This is a genomic window from Streptomyces sp. NPDC097981, from assembly GCF_040302565.1.
GTDB lineage: Bacteria > Actinomycetota > Actinomycetes > Streptomycetales > Streptomycetaceae > Streptomyces.
Genome location: NZ_JBEORW010000003.1, coordinates 56,860 through 81,565 on the forward strand (window position 1 = coordinate 56,860; position 24,706 = coordinate 81,565).

Annotated in this window: 22 protein-coding genes; 20 read left to right on the forward strand and 2 right to left on the reverse strand. The window is 70.1% G+C overall.

Annotated elements, in window-relative coordinates; translation table 11 throughout:
- Positions 1–77 precede the first annotated feature (77 nt).
- The 20 genes from typA (at position 78) to ABTY04_RS03650 (ending at position 22,767) form a co-directional block, all read left to right on the forward strand.
- Complete coding sequence (gene typA / locus ABTY04_RS03555) at positions 78–1,982, forward strand: translational GTPase TypA (RefSeq protein ID WP_352211642.1); 1,905 nt, start codon at positions 78–80, stop codon at positions 1,980–1,982.
- Positions 1,983–2,410: 428 nt separating this feature from the next.
- Positions 2,411–4,036 carry a peptide ABC transporter substrate-binding protein gene (locus ABTY04_RS03560; RefSeq protein ID WP_352211643.1) on the forward strand — a complete coding sequence of 542 codons (1,626 nt, stop codon included), beginning with the start codon at positions 2,411–2,413 and terminating at the stop codon, positions 4,034–4,036.
- A gap of 96 nt (positions 4,037–4,132) precedes the next feature.
- A complete protein-coding gene (locus tag ABTY04_RS03565; protein WP_352211644.1) occupies positions 4,133–5,080 on the forward strand; it encodes an ABC transporter permease in 948 nt (315 codons plus the stop codon).
- Positions 5,073–6,029: an ABC transporter permease gene (locus ABTY04_RS03570; protein WP_352211645.1), complete on the forward strand. Its 957-nt coding sequence runs from the start codon at positions 5,073–5,075 to the stop codon at positions 6,027–6,029. Before ABTY04_RS03565 ends, ABTY04_RS03570 begins: the two co-directional genes overlap by 8 nt.
- 13 nt (positions 6,030–6,042) lie before the next feature.
- Complete coding sequence (locus ABTY04_RS03575; RefSeq protein WP_352211646.1) at positions 6,043–7,098, forward strand: ABC transporter ATP-binding protein; 1,056 nt, start codon at positions 6,043–6,045, stop codon at positions 7,096–7,098.
- A complete protein-coding gene (locus tag ABTY04_RS03580) occupies positions 7,091–8,143 on the forward strand; it encodes an ABC transporter ATP-binding protein (protein ID WP_352211647.1) in 1,053 nt (350 codons plus the stop codon). Before ABTY04_RS03575 ends, ABTY04_RS03580 begins: the two co-directional genes overlap by 8 nt.
- 183 nt (positions 8,144–8,326) lie before the next feature.
- Positions 8,327–9,256, forward strand: a complete 930-nt coding sequence (locus ABTY04_RS03585) for a GNAT family N-acetyltransferase (RefSeq protein WP_352211648.1) — start codon at positions 8,327–8,329, stop codon at positions 9,254–9,256.
- A gap of 107 nt (positions 9,257–9,363) precedes the next feature.
- Complete coding sequence (locus tag ABTY04_RS03590; protein ID WP_352211649.1) at positions 9,364–10,992, forward strand: peptide ABC transporter substrate-binding protein; 1,629 nt, start codon at positions 9,364–9,366, stop codon at positions 10,990–10,992.
- 30 nt (positions 10,993–11,022) lie between these two features.
- Complete coding sequence (locus ABTY04_RS03595; RefSeq protein WP_352211650.1) at positions 11,023–11,946, forward strand: ABC transporter permease; 924 nt, start codon at positions 11,023–11,025, stop codon at positions 11,944–11,946.
- Entirely contained in the window at positions 11,939–12,946 is a 1,008-nt protein-coding gene (locus ABTY04_RS03600; RefSeq protein ID WP_352211651.1) for an ABC transporter permease, read from the forward strand. The genes ABTY04_RS03595 and ABTY04_RS03600 overlap by 8 nt, the downstream gene beginning before the upstream one ends.
- A gap of 12 nt (positions 12,947–12,958) precedes the next feature.
- Positions 12,959–13,933, forward strand: a complete 975-nt coding sequence (locus tag ABTY04_RS03605) for an ABC transporter ATP-binding protein (RefSeq protein ID WP_352211652.1) — start codon at positions 12,959–12,961, stop codon at positions 13,931–13,933.
- On the forward strand, positions 13,926–15,005 hold the full coding sequence (locus ABTY04_RS03610; protein WP_352211653.1) for an ABC transporter ATP-binding protein: 1,080 nt from the start codon (positions 13,926–13,928) through the stop codon (positions 15,003–15,005). The genes ABTY04_RS03605 and ABTY04_RS03610 overlap by 8 nt, the downstream gene beginning before the upstream one ends.
- Before the next feature lie 365 nt (positions 15,006–15,370).
- Positions 15,371–15,565, forward strand: coding sequence for a hypothetical protein (locus ABTY04_RS03615; RefSeq protein WP_030153401.1), 195 nt, complete (start codon positions 15,371–15,373; stop codon positions 15,563–15,565).
- A 32-nt stretch (positions 15,566–15,597) separates the two neighbouring features.
- Positions 15,598–16,494 carry an N-acetyl-1-D-myo-inositol-2-amino-2-deoxy-alpha-D-glucopyranoside deacetylase gene (mshB, locus tag ABTY04_RS03620; protein WP_352211654.1) on the forward strand — a complete coding sequence of 299 codons (897 nt, stop codon included), beginning with the start codon at positions 15,598–15,600 and terminating at the stop codon, positions 16,492–16,494.
- Entirely contained in the window at positions 16,491–16,874 is a 384-nt protein-coding gene (locus tag ABTY04_RS03625; RefSeq protein ID WP_352211655.1) for a DUF6113 family protein, read from the forward strand. The genes mshB and ABTY04_RS03625 overlap by 4 nt, the downstream gene beginning before the upstream one ends.
- 206 nt (positions 16,875–17,080) lie before the next feature.
- Entirely contained in the window at positions 17,081–19,078 is a 1,998-nt protein-coding gene (locus ABTY04_RS03630; RefSeq protein WP_502996548.1) for a peptidoglycan binding domain-containing protein, read from the forward strand.
- A gap of 170 nt (positions 19,079–19,248) precedes the next feature.
- Positions 19,249–20,211 carry an ABC transporter ATP-binding protein gene (locus ABTY04_RS03635; protein WP_352211657.1) on the forward strand — a complete coding sequence of 321 codons (963 nt, stop codon included), beginning with the start codon at positions 19,249–19,251 and terminating at the stop codon, positions 20,209–20,211.
- Complete coding sequence (locus tag ABTY04_RS03640; RefSeq protein ID WP_352211658.1) at positions 20,208–20,948, forward strand: ABC transporter permease; 741 nt, start codon at positions 20,208–20,210, stop codon at positions 20,946–20,948. The genes ABTY04_RS03635 and ABTY04_RS03640 overlap by 4 nt, the downstream gene beginning before the upstream one ends.
- A 50-nt stretch (positions 20,949–20,998) precedes the next feature.
- On the forward strand, positions 20,999–22,153 hold the full coding sequence (locus ABTY04_RS03645; RefSeq protein ID WP_502996556.1) for a sensor histidine kinase: 1,155 nt from the start codon (positions 20,999–21,001) through the stop codon (positions 22,151–22,153).
- Positions 22,150–22,767, forward strand: coding sequence for a response regulator (locus tag ABTY04_RS03650; RefSeq protein ID WP_352211659.1), 618 nt, complete (start codon positions 22,150–22,152; stop codon positions 22,765–22,767). Before ABTY04_RS03645 ends, ABTY04_RS03650 begins: the two co-directional genes overlap by 4 nt.
- Positions 22,768–22,832: 65 nt before the next feature.
- Here ABTY04_RS03650 and ABTY04_RS03655 read toward each other — a convergent pair whose 3' ends face one another.
- Together ABTY04_RS03655 and ABTY04_RS03660 are read right to left on the reverse strand one after the other, a co-directional pair.
- A complete protein-coding gene (locus ABTY04_RS03655; RefSeq protein WP_352211660.1) occupies positions 22,833–23,624 on the reverse strand; it encodes a transglutaminase-like domain-containing protein in 792 nt (263 codons plus the stop codon).
- On the reverse strand, positions 23,621–24,607 hold the full coding sequence (locus tag ABTY04_RS03660; RefSeq protein WP_352211661.1) for a GNAT family N-acetyltransferase: 987 nt from the start codon (positions 24,605–24,607) through the stop codon (positions 23,621–23,623). Before ABTY04_RS03660 ends, ABTY04_RS03655 begins: the two co-directional genes overlap by 4 nt.
- Positions 24,608–24,706: the final 99 nt, after the last annotated feature.

The window sequence follows — 24,706 nt, forward strand, 5'->3', positions numbered from 1 at the left end:
GCAGGTTTTCCGCCCGGTCGAGGCGCGCGTGCCGGACCGTACGCGACGCCATCCACGATCCCGGGAGAAGCGCCGAAGTGCCCACGCGCCACGACATCCGTAACGTCGCCATCGTCGCCCACGTCGACCATGGCAAGACGACCATCGTCGATGCCATGCTCAAGCAGGCCGGTGCCTTCGCCGCCCACCAGCAGCTCGACGACCGCATGATGGACTCGAACGACCTGGAGCGTGAGAAGGGCATCACGATCCTCGCCAAGAACACGGCGGTGAAGTATCACCCCAAGGACGGCGGGGCCCCGATCACGATCAACATCATCGACACCCCCGGCCACGCCGACTTCGGCGGTGAGGTCGAGCGCGGCCTGTCGATGGTGGACGCGGTCGTCCTCCTGGTGGACGCCTCCGAGGGTCCGCTGCCCCAGACCCGCTTCGTGCTGCGCAAGGCCCTGCAGGCGAAGATGCCGGTCATCCTCTGCATCAACAAGACGGACCGCCCGGACTCCCGGATCGACGAGGTCGTCAACGAGACGTACGACCTCTTCCTGGACCTGGACGCGGACGAGGACCAGATCGAGTTCCCGATCGTCTACGCCTGCGGCCGTGACGGCGTCGCCTCGCTGACCAAGCCGGAGGACGGCACCGTCCCCGCGGACAGCGACAACCTGGAGCCGTTCTTCTCCACCATCCTGGAGCACGTCCCGGCCCCGACCTACGACGACGAGGCGCCCCTCCAGGCCCACGTCACCAACCTGGACGCCGACAACTTCCTCGGCCGTATCGCGCTCCTGCGCGTCGAGCAGGGCGAGCTGCGCAAGGGCCAGACCGTCGCGTGGATCAAGCGTGACGGCTCGATCTCCAACGTCCGCATCACCGAGCTGATGATGACCGAGGCGCTCACCCGCAAGCCGGCCGAGGTGGCGGGCCCGGGTGACATCTGCGCGGTCGCCGGTATCCCCGACATCATGATCGGCGAGACCCTGGCCGACCCGGAGAACCCGATCGCGCTGCCGCTGATCTCGGTGGACGAGCCGGCGATCTCCATGACCATCGGTACGAACACCTCCCCGATGGTCGGCCGCGGCGGCACCGGCAAGGGCGCGGACGCCAAGGCCGCGGTCAAGGACCGCAAGGTCACCGCCCGCCAGGTCAAGGACCGCCTGGACCGCGAGCTGATCGGCAACGTCTCGCTCCGCGTCCTCGACACCGACCGCCCGGACGCCTGGGAGGTCCAGGGCCGCGGTGAGCTCGCGCTCGCCATCCTGGTCGAGCAGATGCGCCGCGAGGGCTTCGAGCTGACCATCGGCAAGCCGCAGGTCGTCACGCAGGAGATCGACGGCAAGACGCACGAGCCGGTCGAGCGCATGACCATCGACGTGCCCGAGGAGCACATGGGTGCCGTCACGCAGCTCATGGGCGTCCGCAAGGGCCGCATGGACAACATGTCGAACCACGGCTCCGGCTGGGTCCGCATGGAGTTCGTCGTCCCGTCGCGCGGCCTCATCGGCTTCCGCACGGAGTTCCTGACCAACACCCGCGGTACGGGTATCGCCCACTCGATCCACGAGGGCCACGAGCCGTGGTTCGGCCAGCTGGTCACCCGCAACAACGGTTCGCTGGTCGCCGACCGCGCCGGAGCGGTCACGCCGTTCGCGATGATCAACCTGCAGGAGCGCGGTGTCCTGTTCACCGAGCCCGGCACCGAGGTGTACGAGGGCATGATCGTCGGCGAGAACTCGCGCTCCGACGACATGGACGTGAACATCACCAAGGAGAAGAAGCTCACCAACATGCGTGCGGCTTCGGCGGACAACACGGAGAACGTGATTCCGCCGCGCAAGCTCTCCCTGGAGCAGTCCCTGGAGTTCTGCCGCGACGACGAGTGCGTCGAGGTGACCCCGGAGGCCGTCCGTATCCGCAAGGTCGTCCTGGACCAGAAGGAGCGCTCGCGCACCGCGTCGCGCGCCAAGTCCGGCAAGTAGTGCGGTAGTTCCCGGGCGTCCCCCGGGGGCCGTCCGAACGAACAGCCCCTTCCCCACAGTTCTCTGTGGCGGGAGGGGCTGTTCGCGTTTGTCAACCGGATTGTTGCGTTCTGGTGTCCGGATACCGACCGTGACACTCCGGATGGTGAGCTAACCGTCCGTTTCGCACGTGTCTGTCTCCTATCAGTTTGTCCGGATTTCGGGTTTTCGTTATGGGGTGATGTTGTGAAAACGAGACCACTTAAGTGTGGTTTACGGTCTAGGAGTCCCTGAGGATTGCTCCATTGAGCTCGGGTCAATGGGTCACACGCTGTGGGGAGCGTCGACTCACGAGCACACACGATGGGGCCGGATTTCGCTGTCAGGGGTGTCAGCGAGGACCGGGTCCTTCACGTCATCGAAAGTGACTCCTGAGGAGGCAATTACCCATGCGCGGAGCAACGAGCGCCAAGTGGGTCGCGGGTGCCGTCATCGTGGCGATGGCCGCCACGGCATGCAGCACCAGCAAGGACTCGAACGCCGGGGGCAAGTCCGGCGGCAACATCACCGTGGTGCTCGGCGAGCCGCAGCACGGCCTGGTGGGTCAGAACACCGCCGAGTCCGAAGGTGCCGAGGTTCTCAACTCGCTCTTCACCGGTCTGGTCAAGTACGACAACAAGACCAACGAGCCGAAGCTCGCGGTCGCCGAGTCCATCGAGACGACTGACTCGAAGACCTGGACGATCAAGATCAAGGACGGCTTCACCTTCCACAACGGTGAGAAGGTCGACGCCGCGTCGTTCGTCCGCGCCTGGAACTGGGGCGCCAACCAGGACAACGCCGCTGAGGGCCTGCCGTTCTTCTCGAAGATCGAGGGCTCCGACGAGCTGGCGCCGGGCAAGGACAAGAAGCCCACCGCCAAGGAGCTCAAGGGCCTGAAGGTCGTCGACGAGAAGACCTTCACCGTCACGCTGAAGGACGCGTTCTCCCAGTTCAAGACGATGCTGGGCTACAACGCCTTCTACCCGCTGCCCAAGGCGTTCGAGGCTGACCCGAAGAAGTTCGGCGAGGCCCCGATCGGCAACGGCCCGTTCCAGATGGACGGCGCCTGGGAGCACAACAAGCAGATCAAGATCAAGAAGTACGACAAGTACCCGGCCGAGGGCCGCGCCAAGCTCGACGGCGTCACCTTCAAGATCTACGACAACCTGGACACGGCGTACAACGACCTGCGCGCCGACACCATCCAGATCGTCGACAAGCTCCCGATCTCGGCGATGGCCACCGTCTCCCAGGAGTTCGGCGACCGCTACATCTACAAGCCCGAGTCCGGCGTCGGCTACATCGGTCTCCCGCTGGAGCAGAACCCCGAGGCGTTCGGCAAGGTGGAGATCCGCAAGGCCATCTCCATGGCCATCGACCGGGACGCCATCGGCAAGACCATCTTCAACGGCACCCGCAAGCCGGCCGACGACTTCATCAGCCCGATCATCCCCGGCTACCGCAAGGGCGCCCTCGGCGAGGCGGGCACCTACAACCCGGCCAAGGCCAAGGAGCTCTTCCAGCAGGCCGGCGGCATCCCGGGCAACAAGATCGAGCTCGGCTACAACGCCGACGGCGGCCACAAGGAGTGGATCGAGGCCGTCGCCAACCAGCTGAAGGCGAACCTCGGCATCGAGGTCACCGCCAAGCCGTACGCCAAGTTCGGCGACATGCTGGACGACCTGGGTGCCTCGAAGTACAAGGGCGCCTTCCGCATGGCGTGGTCCATGGACTACCCGGCGGCGGAGAACTACCTCCGTCCGATCTTCTCGAAGGTCGCGATCGAGAACGGCTCCAACTACGGCCACTACCAGAACGACGCGTTCGAGGCGAAGCTCGCCGAGGCCGACAAGGCCACCGACGCCGCGCAGGGCCTGAAGCTGTACCAGGAAGCCGATGACATCATCATCAAGGACCTGCCGTACATCCCGGTCTTCACGTACATGTCTTCCTCGGCCTACTCCAAGACCGTGAAGAACGTCGAGGTCGACGCCCAGGGCCGCATGGACCTGGCGAACGTCGAGCTCAACTAACACCCCTCTTCACACCAAGGGGATCCCGGGGGCGGGCAGGCGGAATCAGGTTTCCGTCTGCCCGCCCTTTCCCCCTGCTCTTCTGTTGGAGGTCTGATGGGCCGCTACCTCATCCGCCGACTCATACAGGCGATCCCTGTACTGATCGGTGCCACGTTCCTGATCTACTTCCTGACTTTCGCCATGCCGGGCGCTGACCCGATCCAGCTGCTCGCCGGCGAGAAGAAGGCAGACCCGCTCGTCACGGCGATGCTGCGGGCCAAGTACCACCTCGACGACCCGTTCCTGCTCCAGTACTGGAACTACATCACCGGCGTGTTCCAGGGCGACCTCGGTGAGACCCTCACCGGTCGCAAGGTCGTCGACCTGTTCTCCGAGGCGTTCCCCTACACGGTGAACCTGGCCCTCGTCGCCTTCGTCATCGAGGCCATCGTCGGCGTGCTGGCCGGTGTCATGGCCGCCCTCCGCCGCGGCAAGTTCCTCGACCAGCTGGTTCTCATCTCCACGCTGATGGTCATCTCCATCCCCGTCTTCGTCACCGGCTTCGTGCTGCAGCTGACGCTCGGCGTGCAGCTGAAGAACAACTGGGGCATCGACTTCTTCCCCGTCTCCTTCAACGAGAACGACGGGCTCCGCGCCTACCTCCTGCCGGCGTTCGTCCTGGCCTCCACGTCCCTCGCGTACGTGGCCCGCCTGACGCGCACCAGCCTGATGGAGACGATGCGCGCCGACTACGTGCGCACCGCGACCGCGAAGGGCCTGCCCCGCCGCCGCGTCGTCGTGAACCACGCGCTGCGCAACGCCCTCATCCCGATCGTCACGTTCCTCGGCGCCGACCTCGGTGGCCTCATGGGCGGTGCGGTCATCACCGAGCGGATCTTCAACATCCACGGAGTCGGCGGCCTGCTCGCCCAGTCCGTGTACCTCAAGCAGGGTGCGGTCGTGGTCGGCGGTGTGACGATCCTCGTCCTCGTCTACCTGATCGGCAACCTGCTCGTGGACCTGCTCTATGCCGTGCTCGACCCGAGGATCCGCTATGCGTGACACAACTACGGTGGAGGACTCGATGACCGACACCCAGATCGCCGGAGCTCCCTCCACCGGCGCCGCGGTCAAGGCCGGCGGAAAGAAGAAGAAGGACCGCGAGGCCAGCCTCTGGTCCGACGCGATGAGCGACCTGCGCCGCAACCCGGTCTTCCTGATCGGTGCGTTCCTCGTCCTCTGCATGCTGGTCGTCTCCGCGTTCCCGCAGTGGTTCACCGACGGCAGCCCGTTCGACGCCACCGCCTGCACCCTGCAGAACTCGCTCAAGAAGCCGAGCGCGGACCACTGGTTCGGTTACGACATCCAGGGCTGCGACGTCTACACCCGTACGGTGTGGGCGGCCCGCAACTCCGTGATCGTCGGCATCGTCACCACCACCCTGGTGACCCTCGTCGGCGGCGCGCTCGGCCTGCTGGCCGGCTGGGCCGGCGGCCTGCTGGACAGCTTCCTGTCCCGCTTCACCGAGATCTTCTTCGCGATCCCGCTCCTGCTCGGCGGCATGCTGATCATGTCCGCCCTGCCCGGCAACGCCTGGACCGTCTCCCTGGTGCTCGCGATCCTCGGCTGGCCGCAGATCTTCCGCATCATGCGGTCCTCGGTGCTGCAGAACAAGAACAACGACTACGTGGTCGCCGCCCGCGCCCTCGGCGCCGGCACCATGCGCATCACGCTCCGGCACATCCTGCCGAACGCCATCGCCCCGGTCATCGTGGTCTCGGCGATCAGCCTGGGTGTGTACATCTCCGCCGAGGCGGCCCTGTCGTACCTCGGCATCGGCGTCCAGCCCCCGGAGATCTCCTGGGGCCTCATGGTCAGCGACGCCTCCGTCCGCTGGCTGCAGGCTCCGCACGTGCTCCTCTTCCCGGCCGCCGCGCTGAGCGTCACCGTGCTCGCGTTCATCATGGTCGGCGACGCGGTGCGCGACGCCCTCGACCCGAAGCTGCGCTGAGGAAGGGCGTACGTTGACCATCATCGACAAGACCTCGACCGTCCCCGCCCCGCGCTCGGCGCCGGACGGGACCCCCCTGCTCGAAGTGCGCGACCTGCACGTCGAGTTCCACACCCGCGACGGTGTCGCCAAGGCCGTCAACGGTGTCTCGTACTCCGTGAACGCCGGCGAGACCCTCGCGGTCCTCGGCGAGTCCGGCTCGGGCAAGTCCGTGACGGCGCAGGCCATCATGGGCATCCTCGACATGCCCCCCGGCAAGATCGCGGGCGGTGAGATCCTCTTCCAGGGCACGGACCTGCTCAAGCTCCCGGCGGAGGAGTACCGCAAGATCCGCGGTTCGAAGATCGCCATGATCTTCCAGGATGCCCTGTCCTCGCTGAACCCGGTGCACACCGTCGGCGCCCAGCTCGGCGAGATGTTCCGCGTCCACCGCGGGATGTCCAAGAAGGACGCCACGGCCAAGGCCATCGAGCTCATGGACCGCGTGAAGATCCCCGCCGCCAAGGCGCGCGTGGGTGACTACCCGCACCAGTTCTCCGGCGGTATGCGCCAGCGCATCATGATCGCCATGGCGATGGCCCTGGAACCGGACCTGATCATCGCCGACGAGCCGACCACGGCTCTCGACGTGACGGTCCAGGCCCAGGTCATGGACCTGCTCGCGGAGCTCCAGCGCGAGATGAACATGGGCCTGATCCTGATCACCCACGACCTCGGCGTCGTCGCCGACGTCGCGGACAAGATCGCCGTCATGTACGGCGGCCGGATCGTCGAGACCGCCCCGGTCCACGACATCTACAGCCGCCCCGCGCACCCGTACACCCGCGGCCTGCTCGACTCGATCCCGCGCCTGGACCAGAAGGGCCAGGAGCTCTACGCGATCAAGGGCCTGCCGCCCAACCTGCTGAACATCCCGTCGGGCTGCGCCTTCAACCCGCGCTGCCCCAAGGCGCAGGACGTCTGCCGCACCGACGTGCCTGTCCTGCACCAGGTGACCGAGCAGGACGGCACCGAGCTGCCCGGCCGCGGCAGCGCGTGCCACTTCTGGAAGGAGCAGATCCATGGCTGAGCTCACCAAGAACGCCACCGAGCGCGAGCCGATCCTCCAGGTCCGCAACCTGGTCAAGCACTTCCCGCTGACCCAGGGCATCCTGTTCAAGAAGCAGGTCGGCGCGGTCAAGGCGGTCGACGGGGTCTCCTTCGACCTGTACCGGGGCGAGACCCTGGGCATCGTCGGCGAGTCCGGCTGCGGCAAGTCCACCGTCGCCAAGCTGCTGATGAGCCTGGAGAAGGCCACCGCCGGCGAGGTCTTCTACAAGGGCCAGGACATCACCAAGCTGTCCGGCAAGGCCCTCAAGGCCGTCCGCCGCAACATCCAGATGGTGTTCCAGGACCCGTACACCTCGCTGAACCCGCGTATGACGGTCGGCGACATCATCGGGGAGCCCTTCGACATCCACCCCGAGGTGGCCCCGAAGGGCGACCGGCGCCGCAAGGTCCAGGAACTCCTGGACGTCGTGGGCCTCAACCCCGAGTACATCAACCGGTACCCGCACCAGTTCTCCGGCGGCCAGCGCCAGCGCATCGGCATCGCCCGCGGCCTCGCGCTCAACCCGGAGATCATCATCTGCGACGAGCCGGTCTCCGCGCTCGACGTGTCGGTGCAGGCGCAGGTCATCAACCTGATGGAGAAGCTCCAGGACGAGTTCAACCTGTCCTACGTCTTCATCGCGCACGACCTCTCGATCGTCCGGCACATCTCGGACCGCGTGGGCGTCATGTACCTGGGCAAGATGGCCGAGATCGGCAGCGACGCCCAGATCTACGACCACCCGACGCACCCCTACACCCAGGCGCTGCTGTCGGCCGTCCCGGTCCCGGACCCGGAGGCCCGCGAGGGCCGCGAGCGGATCATCCTCACCGGTGACGTCCCCTCCCCGGCCAACCCGCCGTCGGGCTGCCGCTTCCGCACCCGCTGCTGGAAGGCAGAGGACCGGTGCGCCACGGAGGAGCCGCTGCTGGCGATCCCGACGCGCTTCGAGGGTGTCAACACCCCGGCCGCGCACGAGTCGGCGTGCCACTTCGCGGAGGAGAAGGCCATCCTGGCCGTCTGATCCCGTACCGCCGTACGCAGTCCAGGGCGCCCGGACCGGATTCCTCCGGTCCGGGCGCCCTGGCGTACGGCAGGGCGCCGAAACGGAGTTGCGGGCGCGGCACGGCCGGGCGGACAGTGTCCGGATGACCAAGCCACCGCACGACCGCCGAGGCCGGCGCACCACCCGGAGCGAGGCGGCCGCATGCTGACCGTACGGCCCGCGGGTCCCGGGGACGCGTCCGACATCTGCGCCCTGCTCAACGCCGTCGACGTCATCGAGATCGGCAGGCCGGAGACCGACCTCGGGACCGTCGAGGCCGATCTCCACCACCCCGACGTCGACCTGGCGAAGGACTCCTGGCTGGCCTTCGAGGGCGGCCGGCTCGTCGCGTACGCCCTGGTGTGGACCGACTCCGGACCCGGCAGGGTCGACTCCGACCACTATGTGCTGCCCGGCCACCGCGTGGCCGCCGTCCGGCTGCTGGAGCTGATGGAGATCCGGGCCCGCGAGCTCACCGCCGGCGACGGGGAGGCGGTCCTGCGGCTCCAGCTCAACGTGAAACCCACCCTCGACGCCGATCTGCTGCCCGGCCGCGGCTACCGCACCGTGCGCCGCCACCAGGTGATGACCCGCGCCCTCTCCCCGGCCGCCGACCTGCCCCCCGCACCGCCCGAGGGGCTCGTCCTGCGCGACTGCGCCGCCGACGAGGCCGACCGCCGCCGGGCCCACGCCCTGGTGGAGGACACCTTCGCCGCCCACTTCGGCCATGTGGAGCGCCCGTACGAGGCATGGCTGGACCACCTCGACGCCCGGGGGCTCGACTGGTCGCTGGTCTGGATCGCGAGCCTGCCCGGCGAGGGTGACGTGGGCGTCCTGCTGACCCGGGACGACCGCACCGGCATGGGGTGGCTCAGCCGCCTCGGCGTCCGCCGAGACCTGCGTGGCCGGGGCGTCGGCGGCTTCCTGCTCCGCCACGGCTTCGCCGTCTACGCCGGGCGCGGCCGGGACACCGTCGGCCTCGGCGTGGACACCCACAACGAAACCGGCGCACTCGCGCTCTACGAGGCGCACGGCATGAGCCTGCACTATGCGGTCGACACCTGGGAGCTGGGTTTGCACCCGCAGGGGTGACAGGCACGGGACGCGAGCGTGCAATCGGTCCAACCGGGAGTGCTCCCGCCCCCGCATGGGGTGACATTGGGCCCCAAGTGAGTCTTGGGATCCATAGGAGGCACTCCATGCGCGGAGCCACCCACGCCAAGTGGGCCGCATGTGCGGTGGCCGTCGCCCTCGCGGCGACGGCATGCGGCGGTAGCAGCAGCGGCGGAGGCGGCGGTGGCGCGGGGATCGTCAGCTCCTCGTGGGGGGACCCGCAGAACCCGCTGGAGCCGGCCAACACAAACGAGGTGCAGGGCGGCAAGGTCCTCGACATGATCTTCCGCGGCCTCAAGCGGTACGACCCGAAGACCGGGCAGGCCGACAACATGCTCGCCGAGAAGATCGAGACGACCGACAGCCAGAACTTCACCATCACGCTGAAGGACGGCTGGAAGTTCAGCAACGACGAGCCGGTCACCGCCCAGTCCTTCGTGGACGCCTGGAACTACGGCGCGGACGTGCGCAACAAGCAGAACAACTCGCCGTTCTTCTCCGACATCGTCGGCTACGACGACCTCCACCCCGCGTCCGGCGAACCCAAGGCCAAGACGATGTCCGGACTGGTCGTCAAGGACCCCAAGACCTTCACCGTCGCCCTGAAGCACAAGTTCTCCACCTGGCCCGAGACCCTCGGCTACCAGGCCTTCTCCCCGCTGCCCAAGGCCTTCTTCAGCGACCACGCCGGCTGGCTGAACAAGCCGATCGGCAACGGCCCGTACACGGTGGACTCGTACACCAAGGGCACCGGCATGAAGCTGCGCGCGTGGGACGCCTACCCGGGCGAGGACAAGGCCCGGAACGGCGGCGTCGACCTCAAGGTCTACACCGACAACAACACCGCCTACACGGACCTGATCTCCGGCAACCTCGACCTCGTCGACGACGTCCCCGCGCAGCAGCTGAAGAACGTCAAGAACGACCTCGGAGACCGGTACATCAACCAGCCGGCCCTCATCATCCAGACCCTCACCTTCCCGCTGTACGACCCCCAGTGGAACAAGGAGGGCATGGAGAACGTCCGCCGCGGCATCTCGATGGCGATCAACCGCGACGAGATCACCAAGCAGATCTTCCGCGAGACCCGCACCCCGGCCAAGGACTGGACCTCCCCGGCCCTCGGCGAGAAGGGCGGCTTCAACGCCACGCTCTGCGGAGACGCCTGCACGTACGACCCGACGGCGGCCAAGAAGCTGATCCAGGACGCCGGCGGGCTCCCCGGCGGCAAGGTCACGCTGACCTCCAACGTGGACACCGGCTCGCACCGCGACTGGATGGACGCCGTCTGCAACAGCATCAACAACGCGCTCGGCGAGGGCCCGGTCTGCACGGTCAACCCGATCGGCACCTTCGCCGACTTCCGCAACCAGCAGAGCTCCTTCAAGCTGACCGGGCCCTTCCGCTCCGGCTGGCAGGCCGACTACCCGCTGATCCAGAACTTCCTCCAGCCGCTCTACTACACGGGCGCCTCCTCCAACTACGGGAAGTTCAGCAACCCGGACTTCGACAAGCTCGTCGACGAGGCCAACCAGGAGAGCGACGCGGCCAAGGCCATCGCGAAGTTCCAGGACGCCGAGAAGATCCTCGCCGCGCAGATGCCGGCCATCCCGCTCTGGTACCAGAACGGCAGCGCGGGCTACGCCGAGCGGCTCTCGAACGTGGCACTCAACCAGTTCAGCGTCCCCGTCTACAACGAGATCAAGGTCAGCTGACCCTCCGTCGGATCGATCCTGGAGCAGTCCATGGGACGTTATGTGATCCGGCGGCTGCTCCAGATGATCCCGGTGTTCATCGGCAGCACGTTCCTGATCTTCTTCATGGTGTACGCGCTCGGCGACCCGGTCGCCGCCCTCTTCGGCGACAAGGCGCCCGACCCGGCCACCGCCGCGCGCATCCGCAAGGACCTCTACCTCGACCGCCCCCTGTGGGAGCAGTACCTCCACTACATGGGCCAGATCTTCCAGGGCGACTTCGGCACGGCCTTCAACGGGCAGCCGGTCACCGAGCTGATGGCCTCGGCCTTCCCCGTCACCCTGCGCCTGACCATCGTCGCGATCTTCTTCGAGATCGTCATCGGCATCACCCTCGGCGTGATCAGCGGACTGCGCCGCGGCAAGTCCGTCGACACCACCGTCCTCGTCCTCACCCTCGTCGTCATCTCCGTGCCGACGTTCGTGATGGGCTACCTGCTCCAGTACCTCTTCGGCGTCAAATGGGGCTGGGTGCGGCCCACCGTTTCCCCGGACGCCCCCTTCAACGAGCTGATCCTGCCCGGCATGGTGCTCGCCCTGGTCTCCCTCGCCTACGTCACCCGGCTCTCGCGCACTTCCATCGCCGAGAACACGAAGGCCGACTACGTCCGCACCGCGACCGCCAAGGGACTCCCGCGCCGCCGGGTCGTCACCCGCCACCTGCTGCGCAACTCGCTCATCCCCGTCGTCACCTTCATCGGCACCGACATCGGCGCCCTGATGGGGGGCGCCATCGTCACCGAGCGGATCTTCAACATCCACGGCGTCGGGTACCAGCTCTACCAGGGCATCCTGCGCAACAACTCCCCGACGGTGGTCGGCTTCGTGACCATCCTCGTCATCGTCTTCCTGGTGGCGAACCTGCTCGTCGACCTGTTCTACGCGGTCCTGGACCCGAGGATCCGTTATGCCTGAGCCCGAGGGCCCCGTCTACGACCCGTTGCAGCCCGGAGAGGGGGAAGCCATCGCTCCCACCGGTCAGGGCGGGCCCATAGACCTCGCGCTGGACGAGGCCGAGAGCCTGGAGAAGACACTCGGCGACGACCCCAAAGGGCCCCGGCCGAAGGAGAAGACCCGCTCCCTGTGGTCCGACGCCTGGCACCAGCTGCGCCGCAACCCCGTCTTCGTCATCTCCTCGCTGGTGATCCTGTTCCTCGTGATCATCTCGATCTGGCCGCAGCTGATCGCGAGCGGCGACCCGCTGCAGTGCGACCTGTCCAAGTCCCAGCAGGGCCCCGAGCCCGGCCACCCCTTCGGCTACGACACCCAGGGCTGCGACGTCTACACCCGTACCGTCTACGGGGCCCGCGCCTCCATCACCGTCGGCGTCTGCGCCACCCTCGGCGCGGCCCTGCTCGGCTCGGTGCTCGGCGGGCTCGCCGGGTTCTTCGGCGGCTGGGGCGACTCGCTGCTCTCCCGGGTCGCGGACATCTTCTTCGGCATCCCCGTCGTCCTGGGCGGCCTGGTCTTCCTGTCCGTGGTCACGAGCACCACCGTCTGGCCCGTCGTCGGCTTCATCGTGCTCCTCGGCTGGCCGCAGATCGCCCGGATCGGCCGCGGCTCCGTCATCGCCGCAAAACAGAACGACTACGTCCAGGCCGCCCGGGCCCTGGGCGCCGGCAACGGCCGGTTGCTGCTCCGGCACGTCGCCCCCAACGCCATCGCGCCCGTCATCGTCGTCGCCACCATCGCCCTGGGCACGTACATCTCCCTGGAGGCCACCCTGTCCTTCCTCGGCGTCGGCCTGCGCCCGCCCACCGTCTCCTGGGGCATCGACATCTCCAACGCGGCCTCGCAGATCCGCAACGCGCCGCACATGCTGCTCTGGCCGGCGGGCGCGCTGAGCCTGACCGTGCTCGCGTTCATCATGCTCGGCGACGCGGTGCGCGACGCCCTCGACCCCAAGCTGCGCTGAGGAGTGGGCACCATGCTGCTCGAAGTCCGCGACCTCCATGTGGAGTTCCGTACGCGGGACGGAGTCGCCAAGGCCGTCAACGGCGTCAACTACTCGGTGGACGAGGGCGAGACGCTCGCCGTGCTCGGCGAGTCCGGCTCGGGCAAGTCGGTGACCGCCCAGGCCGTGATGGGCATCCTGGACGTGCCGCCGGGCCGGATCGCGGGCGGCGAGATCCTGTTCAAGGGCAGGAACCTGCTGAAGATGAAGGAGGACGAGCGGCGCAGGATCCGCGGCGCCGACATGGCGATGATCTTCCAGGACGCCCTGTCCTCCCTCAACCCGGTGCTGAGCGTGGGCGACCAGCTGGGCGAGATGTACGAGGTCCACCGCGGGATGTCCCGCAAGGCCGCCAAGGCCAAGGCCGTCGAGCTGATGGACCGGGTGAAGATCCCCGGGGCGAAGGAACGGGTGGGGGACTACCCGCACCAGTTCTCGGGCGGCATGCGCCAGCGCATCATGATCGCGATGGCGCTGGCCCTGGAGCCCTCCCTGATCATCGCGGACGAGCCGACGACCGCGCTGGACGTCACCGTCCAGGCCCAGGTGATGGACCTGCTGGCGGAGCTCCAGCGCGAGCTCAACATGGGGCTCATCCTCATCACCCACGACCTCGGCGTGGTCGCGGACGTCGCCGACAAGATCGCCGTCATGTACGCGGGCCGGATCGTCGAGGCGGCCCCCGTCCACGAGATCTATGCCGCGCCCGCGCACCCGTACACGAGGGGACTGCTCGACTCCATCCCGCGCCTCGACCAGAAGGGCCAGGAGCTGTACGCGATCAAGGGCCTGCCGCCGAACCTGCTGGCCATCCCGGCCGGCTGTGCCTTCAACCCGCGCTGCCCGATGGCGCAGTCGGTCTGCCGCACCGACGTCCCGCCGCTGGCGGAGGCCGGCCCGGACCGCGCGAGCGCGTGCTTCTTCTGGAAGGAGTGCCTCGGTGGCTGAGACCATCCTGGAGGTCAGGGACCTGGTCAAGCACTACCCGCTGACCCAGGGCATCCTGTTCAAGAAGCAGGTCGGCGCGGTCAAGGCGGTCGACGGGGTCTCGTTCGGCCTCGCCCGCGGCGAAACCCTGGGCATCGTCGGCGAGTCCGGCTGCGGCAAGTCCACCGTCGCCAAGATGCTGGTCAACCTGGAACGCCCGACGGCCGGCGCGATCTCGTACAAGGGCGAGGACATCACCAGGCTGTCCGGCAAGGCCCTCAAGGCCGTACGCCGCAACATCCAGATGGTGTTCCAGGACCCGTACACCTCGCTGAACCCGCGCATGACGGTCGGCGACATCATCGGGGAGCCCTTCGACATCCACCCCGAGGTGGCCCCGAAGGGCGACCGGCGCCGCAAGGTCCGGGAACTCCTCGACGTGGTCGGGCTCAATCCCGAGTACATCAACCGGTACCCGCACCAGTTCTCCGGCGGCCAGCGCCAGCGCATCGGCATCGCCCGCGGCCTCGCCCTCCAGCCGGAGATCATCGTGGCGGACGAGCCGGTGTCCGCGCTCGACGTCTCGGTCCAGGCACAGGTCGTCAACCTTCTGGAGCGGCTCCAGGACGAGTTCGACCTCTCCTACGTCTTCATCGCGCACGACCTCTCGATCGTCCGGCACATCTCCGACCGGGTCGGCGTGATGTACCTCGGCCGGGTGGTGGAGACCGGCAGCGACACCCAGATCTACGACCACCCGACCCACCCCTACACCCAGGCGCTGCTGTCGGCCGTGCCCGTCCCGGACCCGCAGGCCCGCGAGGGCCGCGAGCGGATCATCCTGACCGGCGACGTACCGTCCCCCGCCAACCCGCCGTCGGGCTGCCCCTTCCGCACCCGCTGCTGGAAGGCGCAGCAGCGCTGCACCGACGAGGTCCCGCTGCTGGCCGTCCCGGAGGCCTTCCGCTCCGGACCGGCGGCGCATCCCTCGGCCTGCCACTTCGCGGCGGAGAAACAGGTGGTCCCGCCCCCCGACGGCCTTCCCCCGCCCCCTTCCCCGCCGACCCCGCCGGTCCCGCCGGCAGAGGAGTGACCGGCGTGGTGCGAGGGGCGAAATCCGGCCACCCCGCGCGGATTCGCTCCGTCAGGGCCGCCTTCCGGCCAACGCGGTTTACGTGCAGGCAACTTGACCGTTTCTGTCCCGAGATCTGGGGCGTGCAGGCTGGGTCCGGTGCGGCCGTGCGGGTGCCGACAGCCGGCCGGGGAGGCGTACAGACTCCCCGGCCGGCCTCCCCCGTGACCCTGCGCATGCGCGGCGTGCGCCCCTCGTGCTGCCGGAATTCGATCGATGCGCTGGTACGGATAGTTATGATCCGTAGCGCACGGTGGGTATGACTCCGCCGAGCACTGAGTACGAGTACGCGTACCGATGTCCGCTCGACGTGGAGGTGAAACGCCGTGGCACTCTCGATCTCGGCCGTGGTGCTGCTGGCGATCGTCGTCTTCCTGCTGGTCCGCCGGTCGGGCCTGAAGGCGGGACACGCCGCTGTCTGTGTGCTCCTCGGTTTCTATCTGGCGAGTTCGACCATCGCGCCGACCCTCAGCCAGCTGACCACGAACGTGGCCAGCATGATCAGTGGCCTCAAGCTGTAGGCCGCCCACTGCTTGATCGTAGGCTTGGCCTCATGAACGGTCTTCCCGCCCGTCGGCTGCTCCTCGTGCACGCGCACCCGGACGACGAGTCGATCAACAACGGCGTCACCATGGCCAAGTACGCGGCCGAGGGTGCCCACGTCACGCTCGTGACCTGCACCCTCGGCGAGGAAGGCGAGGTCATCCCGCCCGGGCTCGCCCACTTGGCGCCCGACCGCGACGACACCCTCGGCGCCCACCGTATCGGCGAGCTCGCCGCCGCCATGGCCGAACTCGGCGTCACCGACCACCGGTTCCTCGGCGGCCCCGGCCGCTTCCGGGACTCCGGGATGATGGGTGCCGAGCAGAACCGCCGGCCCGGGTCCTTCTGGTCGGCCGACGTGGACGAGGCCGCCGCCCACCTCGTCGAGGTCATCCGCGAGGTGCGTCCGCAGGTGCTCGTCACCTACGACCCCGACGGCGGCTACGGGCACCCGGACCACATCCAGGCCCACCGGGTCGCCATGCGCGGCGCGGAGCTGGCCGCGGAGCCCACGTACCGCCGGGACCTCGGCGACGCGTGGGCGATCCGGAAGATCTACTGGAACCGGGTCCCGCGCTCGGTGGTCGAGGAGGGCTTCGTCCGGCTGAAGGCGGCCGGAACCGCAACGCCCTTCCCGGGGGTGGCTTCGCCCGACGACGTACCCGGTGTCGTCGAGGACGGGCGGATCACCGCCGAGATCGCGGCCGACGAGGCCTTCGCCGCGGCCAAGGCGGCCGCGATGCGCGCCCACGCCACCCAGATCGCCGTGGAGGGCTCCTTCTTCGCGCTCTCCAACGACCTCGCGCAGCCGCTGTTCACCCGTGAGTACTACGAACTGGTCGCGGGTGAGCCGGGCGTCCTGGCGGGCGAGCGCGAGCAGGACCTCTTCGCGGGGGTGCGGGCATGACCTGGACCGCGACCCCCGCTCGGATCGCCGTCCTGTTCGGCCTGTTGGCCGCCGGGCTGCTGACCGGCGCGGCCGGCTGGATCGTCGTCGGCCTGTGGTTCCCCGCCGGCGTGCTGCTGGGACTGCTGGCGCTCCTCGGGCTGTTCCTGGGCGGCCGGATCGCCGTCGGGACCGGGCTCGGGGTGGGCGCCGGCGCGGGCGGCTGGTTCCTCGCGTACGTGGTGCTCAGCGCTCCGCGCCCCGAGGGGGACTTCCTGCTCGGTTCGTCCGGAATCGGCATGTACGCCTACCTTTTGGGCGGGACCGTACTGGCTGTGATGTGCGCCACGCTGCGGGGCCCGTTCGGGGAAGAGGTTTCGGCCGCGCAGTCCGGCAAGTGACGCGCCGTTGAACTCGGTCGAGGTGCGAGTTCAAGGGGGTTGGGCCGGGGTGTGAAGGGTGCACGAAGGGGGGCAGGGCAGGTGAAAGGGGAACCCCTGATTCCGCCAGGACAGTTGCGCGAGGGCGGCGGCCAGTATGGTGGTCGGGCCGCCGAGCTGCCCGCGCACGGTATGACGGGCGGCGGAGCCAACCGGGAGAACCTGCCTTGAGTCGTGAAACCGACAGTTCGTCCTCCGGGCCCCAGGGGCGCGGTGGAGCCGCTTACCCCTCGGGTACGACGCCGTACGGAACCGGCCAGTACCCGTCCTTGCCTGTGCCTGGGCCTGGCGCGGCGACTGCCTCGGAGGAGAACCCTGTGACCTCGAACCCGTCCACGCCCGACACCGACGGGCCGAAGACCGAGACCACCCTGACGACCCGGATCCGGATCAACATCCCGGGTTCGCGGCCGATCCCTCCGGTGGTCGTACGCAAGCCGGTGGCGGCCGCCGCCGCCGAGCCGGAGGCCGAGGCCGCGGCCGAGACGGAGCCGGCCGCGCCGGAGCCCGCGCCCGCAGCCGAGCCGGAGGAGCCGGCCAACAACTGGTTCGCACCCCGCAAGTCGTCCGTCCCCGCGCCCGCCCCGGCACCCACCCCGGCGCTGCCGACCCGTACCCCGGCCGCGTCGGGCCCCGCGCCCGCGCTGCCCACCCGTACGCCGGCCGGTCCTGCCCCGGCGCTGCCGACCCGTACGCCGGCGCCGCCCGGTCCGGGTGTCCCGGGCGCCCGCGCGGCGGGCTTCGCCCCGGGCTCCGCCGGTCCGCGACCCGGCGCCCCGGCCGGCCCCGCCTTCGACACGCCCGCCCACGGCTTCGCCCCGGCGCCCGCTCCGGCCGGCCCCGGCTTCGGCCCGGGCGGTCCCGGCCCCGACGTACCCGTCGCCCCCCGGCGGCCCGGCGGCCCCGGCGTCGGCACCACCCCGGGCCTGCCCGGCTACGGCGACGCCGACGGCGGACCCTCCACCGAGGCGTTCCCCGCTTTCGGCGCCCCGGGAGGCCCTGGGCGCCCCGGCGGCCCCGGCGCCCCGGCGGGCCCCACCGGCGGCCCCGCGCTCGGCAGCGTCCCCCTCGGCGCCCCGCACGGCGAGGAGGCGCCCCGCTGGCCCGGACCCGAGCTGGACGACCCGTTCCCGGCCCCGGGGCCGACCCCGACCCCGGTCCCCGCCCCGGCACCGGCCGCCCCCGCGCGCCCGAAGACGGCCTCCGCGACCCCGACCAAGATCAAGAAGGGTCGCTCCCGGCTGGTCCTGCTCGGCGGCGGCGTCATCGCCCTGCTCGGCGTGGCCTACGGCGCCGGGCTGCTCCTCAACCACTCCGACGTCCCCAAGGGCACCACCGTCCTCGGCGTCGACATCAGCGGCAGCCGCGACGAGGCCGTCGGCAAGCTCCAGACGGCCTTCGGCAACCGCGCCGCCTCCCCGCTGACGCTGACCGTCGGCGGCAAGCAGGTCGAGCTCAAGCCCGAGAAGGCCGGTCTGAGCCTGGACGCCCAGACCACCGTCCGCAACGCGACGGGCAGCGACTACAACCCCGTCACGGTCATCGGCTCGCTCCTCGGCAACGAGCGCATCGCCGACCCCGTGATGCCGGTCGACGAGGAGAAGCTCCAGGTCGCGCTCCAGGAGCTGGCCGGAACCGCCGGCACCGCCACCGAGGGCACCATCAAGTTCGACACGGGCAAGGCCGTGGCCGTCCCCGGCAAGGCCGGATCCACCCTGGACCCGGACGCCTCGGCGGCCCTGGTCACCAAGGCCTTCCGCGACATGGTCGCCACCGGCAAGACAGCCCCGGTCGAACTCCCGGTCACCACCAAGAACCCGGTCATCGACCAGGCCGAACTGAACCGGGCCATGAAGGAGTTCGCCGAGCCCGCGATGTCCGGCAACGCCACGGTCAAGGCGGGCGCCAAGTCCCTGGCCTTCGGCCCCAAGTCCCTCCCCAAGATCCTCAGCATGCAGGTCGTGGACGGACACCTGGTCGAGAAGTACGACCTGGAGGCGCTCAAGGCGACGTACGGGAACAGCTTCGACGGCGTCCTGATCATGCGCGGCACGGGCGAGAAGACCGCGGTCACCCCGCAGGACGTGGCCGGCGCGCTCGGCAAGGCGCTGCGCGGCAAGACCCCGGCCGAGCGGACCGGCACGATCGACACCAACGCCAGCTAGCGGCCAGGTCCTCCGCGGAGCCCCCGTCCGGCCATCGGACGGGGGCTCCGCGCTGCCCGCCGCCGGGCCCCGCCCGCCCGGCCGTCACACCGGCCGCATGACATCTGTCATCCGCCAGTCACGACCGCAGACACTGCCGCGCGCACCCCCGTACGGGGGAATCTTCGGTCATGACGACGACGACCTCGGCGCACACCACCGCCGCTCAGGACACCGGACCGGATGCCGGGCCCGTGGTGTCCTTCCGACACGTGTCCAAGAACTACGGCGCGGTCCGCGCGGTCGACGGCCTCTCCCTCGAACTCCACCCCGGCGAGACCGTCGCACTGCTCGGCCCCAACGGCGCCGGCAAGTCCTCCACCCTCGACCTGCTGCTGGGCCTGCGCCCCGCCGACTCCGGCACCGTCCGGCTCTTCGGCACCACCCCGCGCGAGGCCATCGCGGCCGGCCGGGTCGGCGCCATGCTCCAGAGCGGCGGCCTGATGGAGGACGTGACCGTACGGGAGGTCGTCGCCCTCGGCTGCTCCCTGCACCCCCGCCCCTACCCGGTGGACGAGGTGCTCAGCCGTGCCGGGATCGGCGAGATCGCCGACCGCATGGTCAACAAGCTCTCCGGCGGCCAGGAGCAGCGCGTCCGCTTCGCCCTCGCGACGGCCGGCCGCAACGACCTGATTGTCCTCGACGAGCCGACCACCGGCATGGACGTCACCTCCCGCCAGGCCTTCTGGGCCACGATGCGCGAGCAGGCCTCCCAGGGCCGCACGGTCCTCTTCGCCACGCACTACCTGGAAGAGGCCGATGCGATCGCCGACCGGGTCCTGGTCCTGAACAAGGGCCGGCTCCTCGCCGACGGCACCGCCGCCGAGATCAAGGCGAAGGCCGGCGCCCGCCGGATCGCCTTCGACCTGGCCGCGGACGCCCCGGTGGACGAGGCCGCGCTGCGCGCCCTGCCGCACCTGACGGCCTATGAGCGCCACGGCGACACGGTCCGGCTCCAGTCGCGCGACGCCGACGCCACCGTCCACGCCGTCTACGCGCTGGGGCTCTACCCCCGGAACCTGGAAGTCGCCGGGCTGGGCCTGGAGCAGGCCTTCATCGCCCTCACCGAGGCCGAGGAGGCCAACGCATCATGAACCAGCTCGTGAAGCTCGAAATCAGCCGCGCCCTGCGCAACAAGAAGTACATATTCTTCACCGTCCTCTACCCGGCCGCGCTGTACCTGATGCTCGGCGGCACCCTGGACGGCACGACCAAGGTCATGGGTACCGAACTGACCATGCCCGCCTTCTACATGGTCTCGATGGCCTCCTTCGGCGCCCTGACCGCCGTCCTGATGGGCAACAGCGAGCGCATCGCGAAGGAGCGCGAGAAGGGCTGGGTGCGCCAGCTCCGGCTGACCGCCCTGCCCGGCCGCGGCTACGTCCTGGGGAAGACGGCCAGCGCGGGCGTGCTCTCCCTGCCCGCCATCATCGTCGTGTTCGCCGTCGCGGCGGGCGTCAAGGGCGTCCGGTTCGAAGCGTGGCAGTGGCTCGCCCTGATCGGCTCCATCTGGGTCGGCAGCCTGGTCTTCGCCGCCCTCGGCGTGGCGATCGGCTACCTCGCGAGCGGGGACACCGTCCGCCCGATCACGATGCTGTTCTACTTCGGCCTCTCGATCCTCGGCGGCCTGTGGATGCCGACCGCCAACTTCCCGCAGTGGCTGCAGAACATCTCCGAGTGGCTGCCGACCCGGGCGTACGCGGGCCTCGGCCAGGCCATCGAGCTCGGAGGCGCACCCCACCTGAAGGACGTGGCGATCCTGACGGTCTACTTCGTACTGTTCACCGGTGCCGCCGCCTGGCTGTACCGCAAGGACTCGCTGAAGGCGTGACGGGTGTGACGAGCGTGGGTGGTGCGATGGGGCCGGTCACCGAGACCGGAATGACGGGGATGAAGGGCGGGCCCCGGATCGGGGCCCGCCCCGAGAACCGCCGGCAGAAGATCGTGAAGTCGCTGTGGATCGGCCTCTGGCTGTTCTACCTCAGCGCCCCCGTCACCGACCTGGTCCGCGGCGGACACAGCCTCGGGGCCCGGCTGCTCGGCGGCTTCGGCCTCGTGGTCTTCGTCGCCTGGTACCTGGCCCTGGTCTTCCGCACCGCCCGCCAGACCGAGATGCGGTACGTGCTGCTCTCGGTGGCGGTCCTCTCGGCGCAGGCCACGGTCCTGTCGCTGAGCCTGGGCCGCGAATGGCTCGTCCTCTTCGTGTACGTGTCCATCTCCTCCGGCGCCGCGCTGCCGGGGGAGATCTCCCGCTTCACGGTGCCAGGTGCCACCGCCCTGCTCGCGGTGACGGCCCTCGCGGTGCCGGGCGGCGACGAATACATGGCCGGGCTGCTGATCCCGGCCCTGATGGGCGGATTCGCGATGGTCGGCATCCGCGCGATGGTCCGCACGACGATAGAACTCCGCGAGGCGCGGGCCACGGTGGCGCAGCTCGCGGCGAACGAGGAGCGCCTGCGGATGGCCCGGGACCTGCACGACCTGCTCGGCCACTCGCTGTCCCTGATCACGCTCAAGAGCGAGCTGGCGGGCCGGATGCTGCCGGACAGCCCCGAGCAGGCGGCCCGGCAGGTGGCCGACATCGAACAGGTCAGCCGGCAGGCGCTGGTCGACGTACGGGAGGCCGTGAGCGGCTACCGGCGGCCGACCCTGCCGGGCGAGCTGGCGGGCGCCCGCACCGCGCTGACGGCGGCGGGCGTACAGGCGGGCCTCCCGGCGGAGCCGGTGGAGGACCACCTGCCCGAGGAGGTGGAATCGGCGCTGGCCTGGTCGTTGCGGGAGGCGGTGACGAACGTGGTCCGGCACAGCGGGGCGCAGCGGTGCACGGTCCGGCTGGAAACCCTCCAGACCCTGGCCGGACCTGTGGTGGAGCTGTCCGTCTCGGACGACGGTGCGGGCGGCTCCGCGGTGGCGGGCAACGGCCTGACAGGGCTGACGGAGCGCCTGGAGGCGGTGGGCGGCACGCTGTCGGCCGGCCCGGCCGGAAAGAAGGGCTTCCGTCTGCTGGCCCGCATCCCCCTAGGATCGGGATCATGAGCGCACGCCCCATCCGGATCCTCCTGGCGGAGGACCAGTCCATGGTCCGGGAAGCCCTCGCGGCCCTGCTCGGACTGGAGCCGGACATCGAGGTGCTGGCCCAAGTCGCGCGCGGCGACGAGGTGGTGACGGCTGCCCGGGCGCACGACGTGAACGTCGCGCTGCTCGACATCGAGATGCCGGGCATGACGGGCATCGAGGCGGCGGCGGCCCTGCGGACCGCCGTCCCGGCCCTCAAGATCGTCGTCCTGACCACCTTCGGCCGCCCCGGCTACCTGCGCGGCGCGATGGAGGCGGGGGCCTCGGCGTTCCTGGTCAAGGACGCCCCGGCGGCGCAGCTGGCGGATGCGGTGCGCAAGGTCCTGGCCGGCGAGCGCGTCATCGACCCCACCCTGGCGGCGGCGGCCCTGGCGGAGGGCGCGAACCCGCTGACCGACCGGGAACGGGAGGTCCTGCGGGCGGCCGAGGACGGGGCGACCAACGCCGAACTGGCGGCCCGGCTGAACCTGTCCCAGGGCACGGTCCGCAACTACCTCTCGACGGCGATCCAGAAGCTGGCGTCGCGCAACCGCGCGGAAGCGGTCCGGACGGCCCGAGAGAAGGGCTGGCTCTAGGGCCCCGGCCCGTCCGCCTCCGGCCCGCCCGCCCGGCCGAACGGAAGCCGGCGCCGGGGGCCGGGTCAGTTCAGCAGCGCGCGGGCCGACACGGCCTCGCCCCGGATGCGGGCCGCCGTGTCCGCGTCCACCGCCGCCACCACCTCCGCGTACGCCTCCAGCTCCACCGCCCCCGCCGTGAACTCCCCGCGCTCCACCAGCAGCCGCGCCCGCTCGTACCGCAGCGACGCCGGGTGCGAGGGCAGGAGCAGCGACAGGTCCAGCGCCCACAGTGCCACCCCCGACTGCTCGGGACGGGCCGAGGCCCACGCCCTGATGTTGTTCAGGATCCGCAGGACGATGTCCAGCGTCCGGGCGGGCGTACGCGGCTCGGCGGCCAGCTCGGCAGGACCCGCGCCCAGCGAGGCGCCGCCGGCGAACGGGTCCACCACCAGCCCCTCGTCCGGATCCCCGAACCCGATCACGAAGTGCCCGGGCAGCCCCAGCCCGTACACCGGCGCGCCCGCCCGCCGGGCGACCTCCAGCCAGACGACGGACAGCAGGATCGGCAGGCCCCGGCGCCGCCGCAGCACCTCGTGCAGCAGCGAGGACGACAACCGGTCGTAGTCCGCCGGCGTGCCGTGGAAGCCCATCCGGCCGCCCAGCAGCTCCGTCACCGCAGAGGCCCACGCCTTGCCGCCGCGCAGCCCGTACGGCAGCATCCCGGCCAGCCGGTCCAGCTCGATCTGTGCCCAGTCCATGGCCCGCTCGTCCAGCTCCGGGTCCGCCTCCGCGGCGAGGAGCAGGCACAGCAGCGCCAGGTCGGGGCGCTCCGAGCGGGCCTCCTCCGCGAACCGCGCCCGGGACTGCGCGCTCATCGCGCAGCCCTGAAGTGGTGGTACGCGTGGTGCGTCGCGAAGCCCAGGCCGTCGTACAGCGCCCGCGCCCCCGTGTTCTCCGCCTCCACCTGGAGCCACGCCGCCGACGCGCCCTCGTCCAGCGCCTGCCGGGCCAGTACCGCCATCACCGCCGTGCCCAGGCCCGCGCGCCGGTGCGCCGGGTCGACCTCGACCGCCGCGAAGCCGGCCCACCGGCCGTCCACCACCAGCCGCCCGATCGCCCGCCCCGGCAGCGTCGCGAACCACACCGACGGCCCGGCGACCAGGACCTGCCGGGCCACCTCGGGGTCCTTGACCCGCCCGTACCGCCCGAGCCACTCCTCGTCCGGCGCGCGGGTCAGCCGTACCTCGGAGGCGGCGGCGGGGGCGTCCACGTCCCCGATCGGCGCAAGCGCCGCGATCCGGACCTCCGCCGACACCTCGTTCACCCAGCCGCGGCGCTCAAGCTCCGCGCCCAGCAGCTCCTGGGTGCCGGCCGCCCCCGTCGCCGTCTGCACATACGCCGGAAGTTCACGTTCCGCGTACCAGGACGTCACTCGCGCGAGTGCTTCCTCCAGAGGGACCCCCGGGTCGCCGAGCGGTAGCACGGAGTTGGCCCGCCGGGTGAAGCCGCCGGCCGCCCGCAGCGTCCACTCGCCCAGCGGCTCGCTCTCCAGCGGCTGCCAGGCCCGCGCCCCGGCCCGCGCCAGCTCCTCGAAAGAGGCCGCGGGGCCCCGCCGCCGGGCCGGTGCCGGGGGTACGGTCTTGCCCGCCACCAGCGTCGATTCCGTGATGTGGACGATCTCGCCGCTCTTTCGTGTGATCGTCAGCACACCCTGGTCCCAGGATGTGAGAACGCCTACCGTGTCAGTGAACGACGGCGCCCCGCTCGACCCTCTCTCCACCCGCCGTACAGAGACTCGTTTTCCCACGTCAGCCGGGGTAATACGGATCTCCAGCAGCCCACCGGCAGTGATTTCCACAGCTCTGTCCGCCCCTCCTGTTCGGATCGTGCCCGGGAACGGAGATACTAGGCGTGGGCATCGACGACGCCGCGCTCCCGCGCGATATGGAAAGCCCTA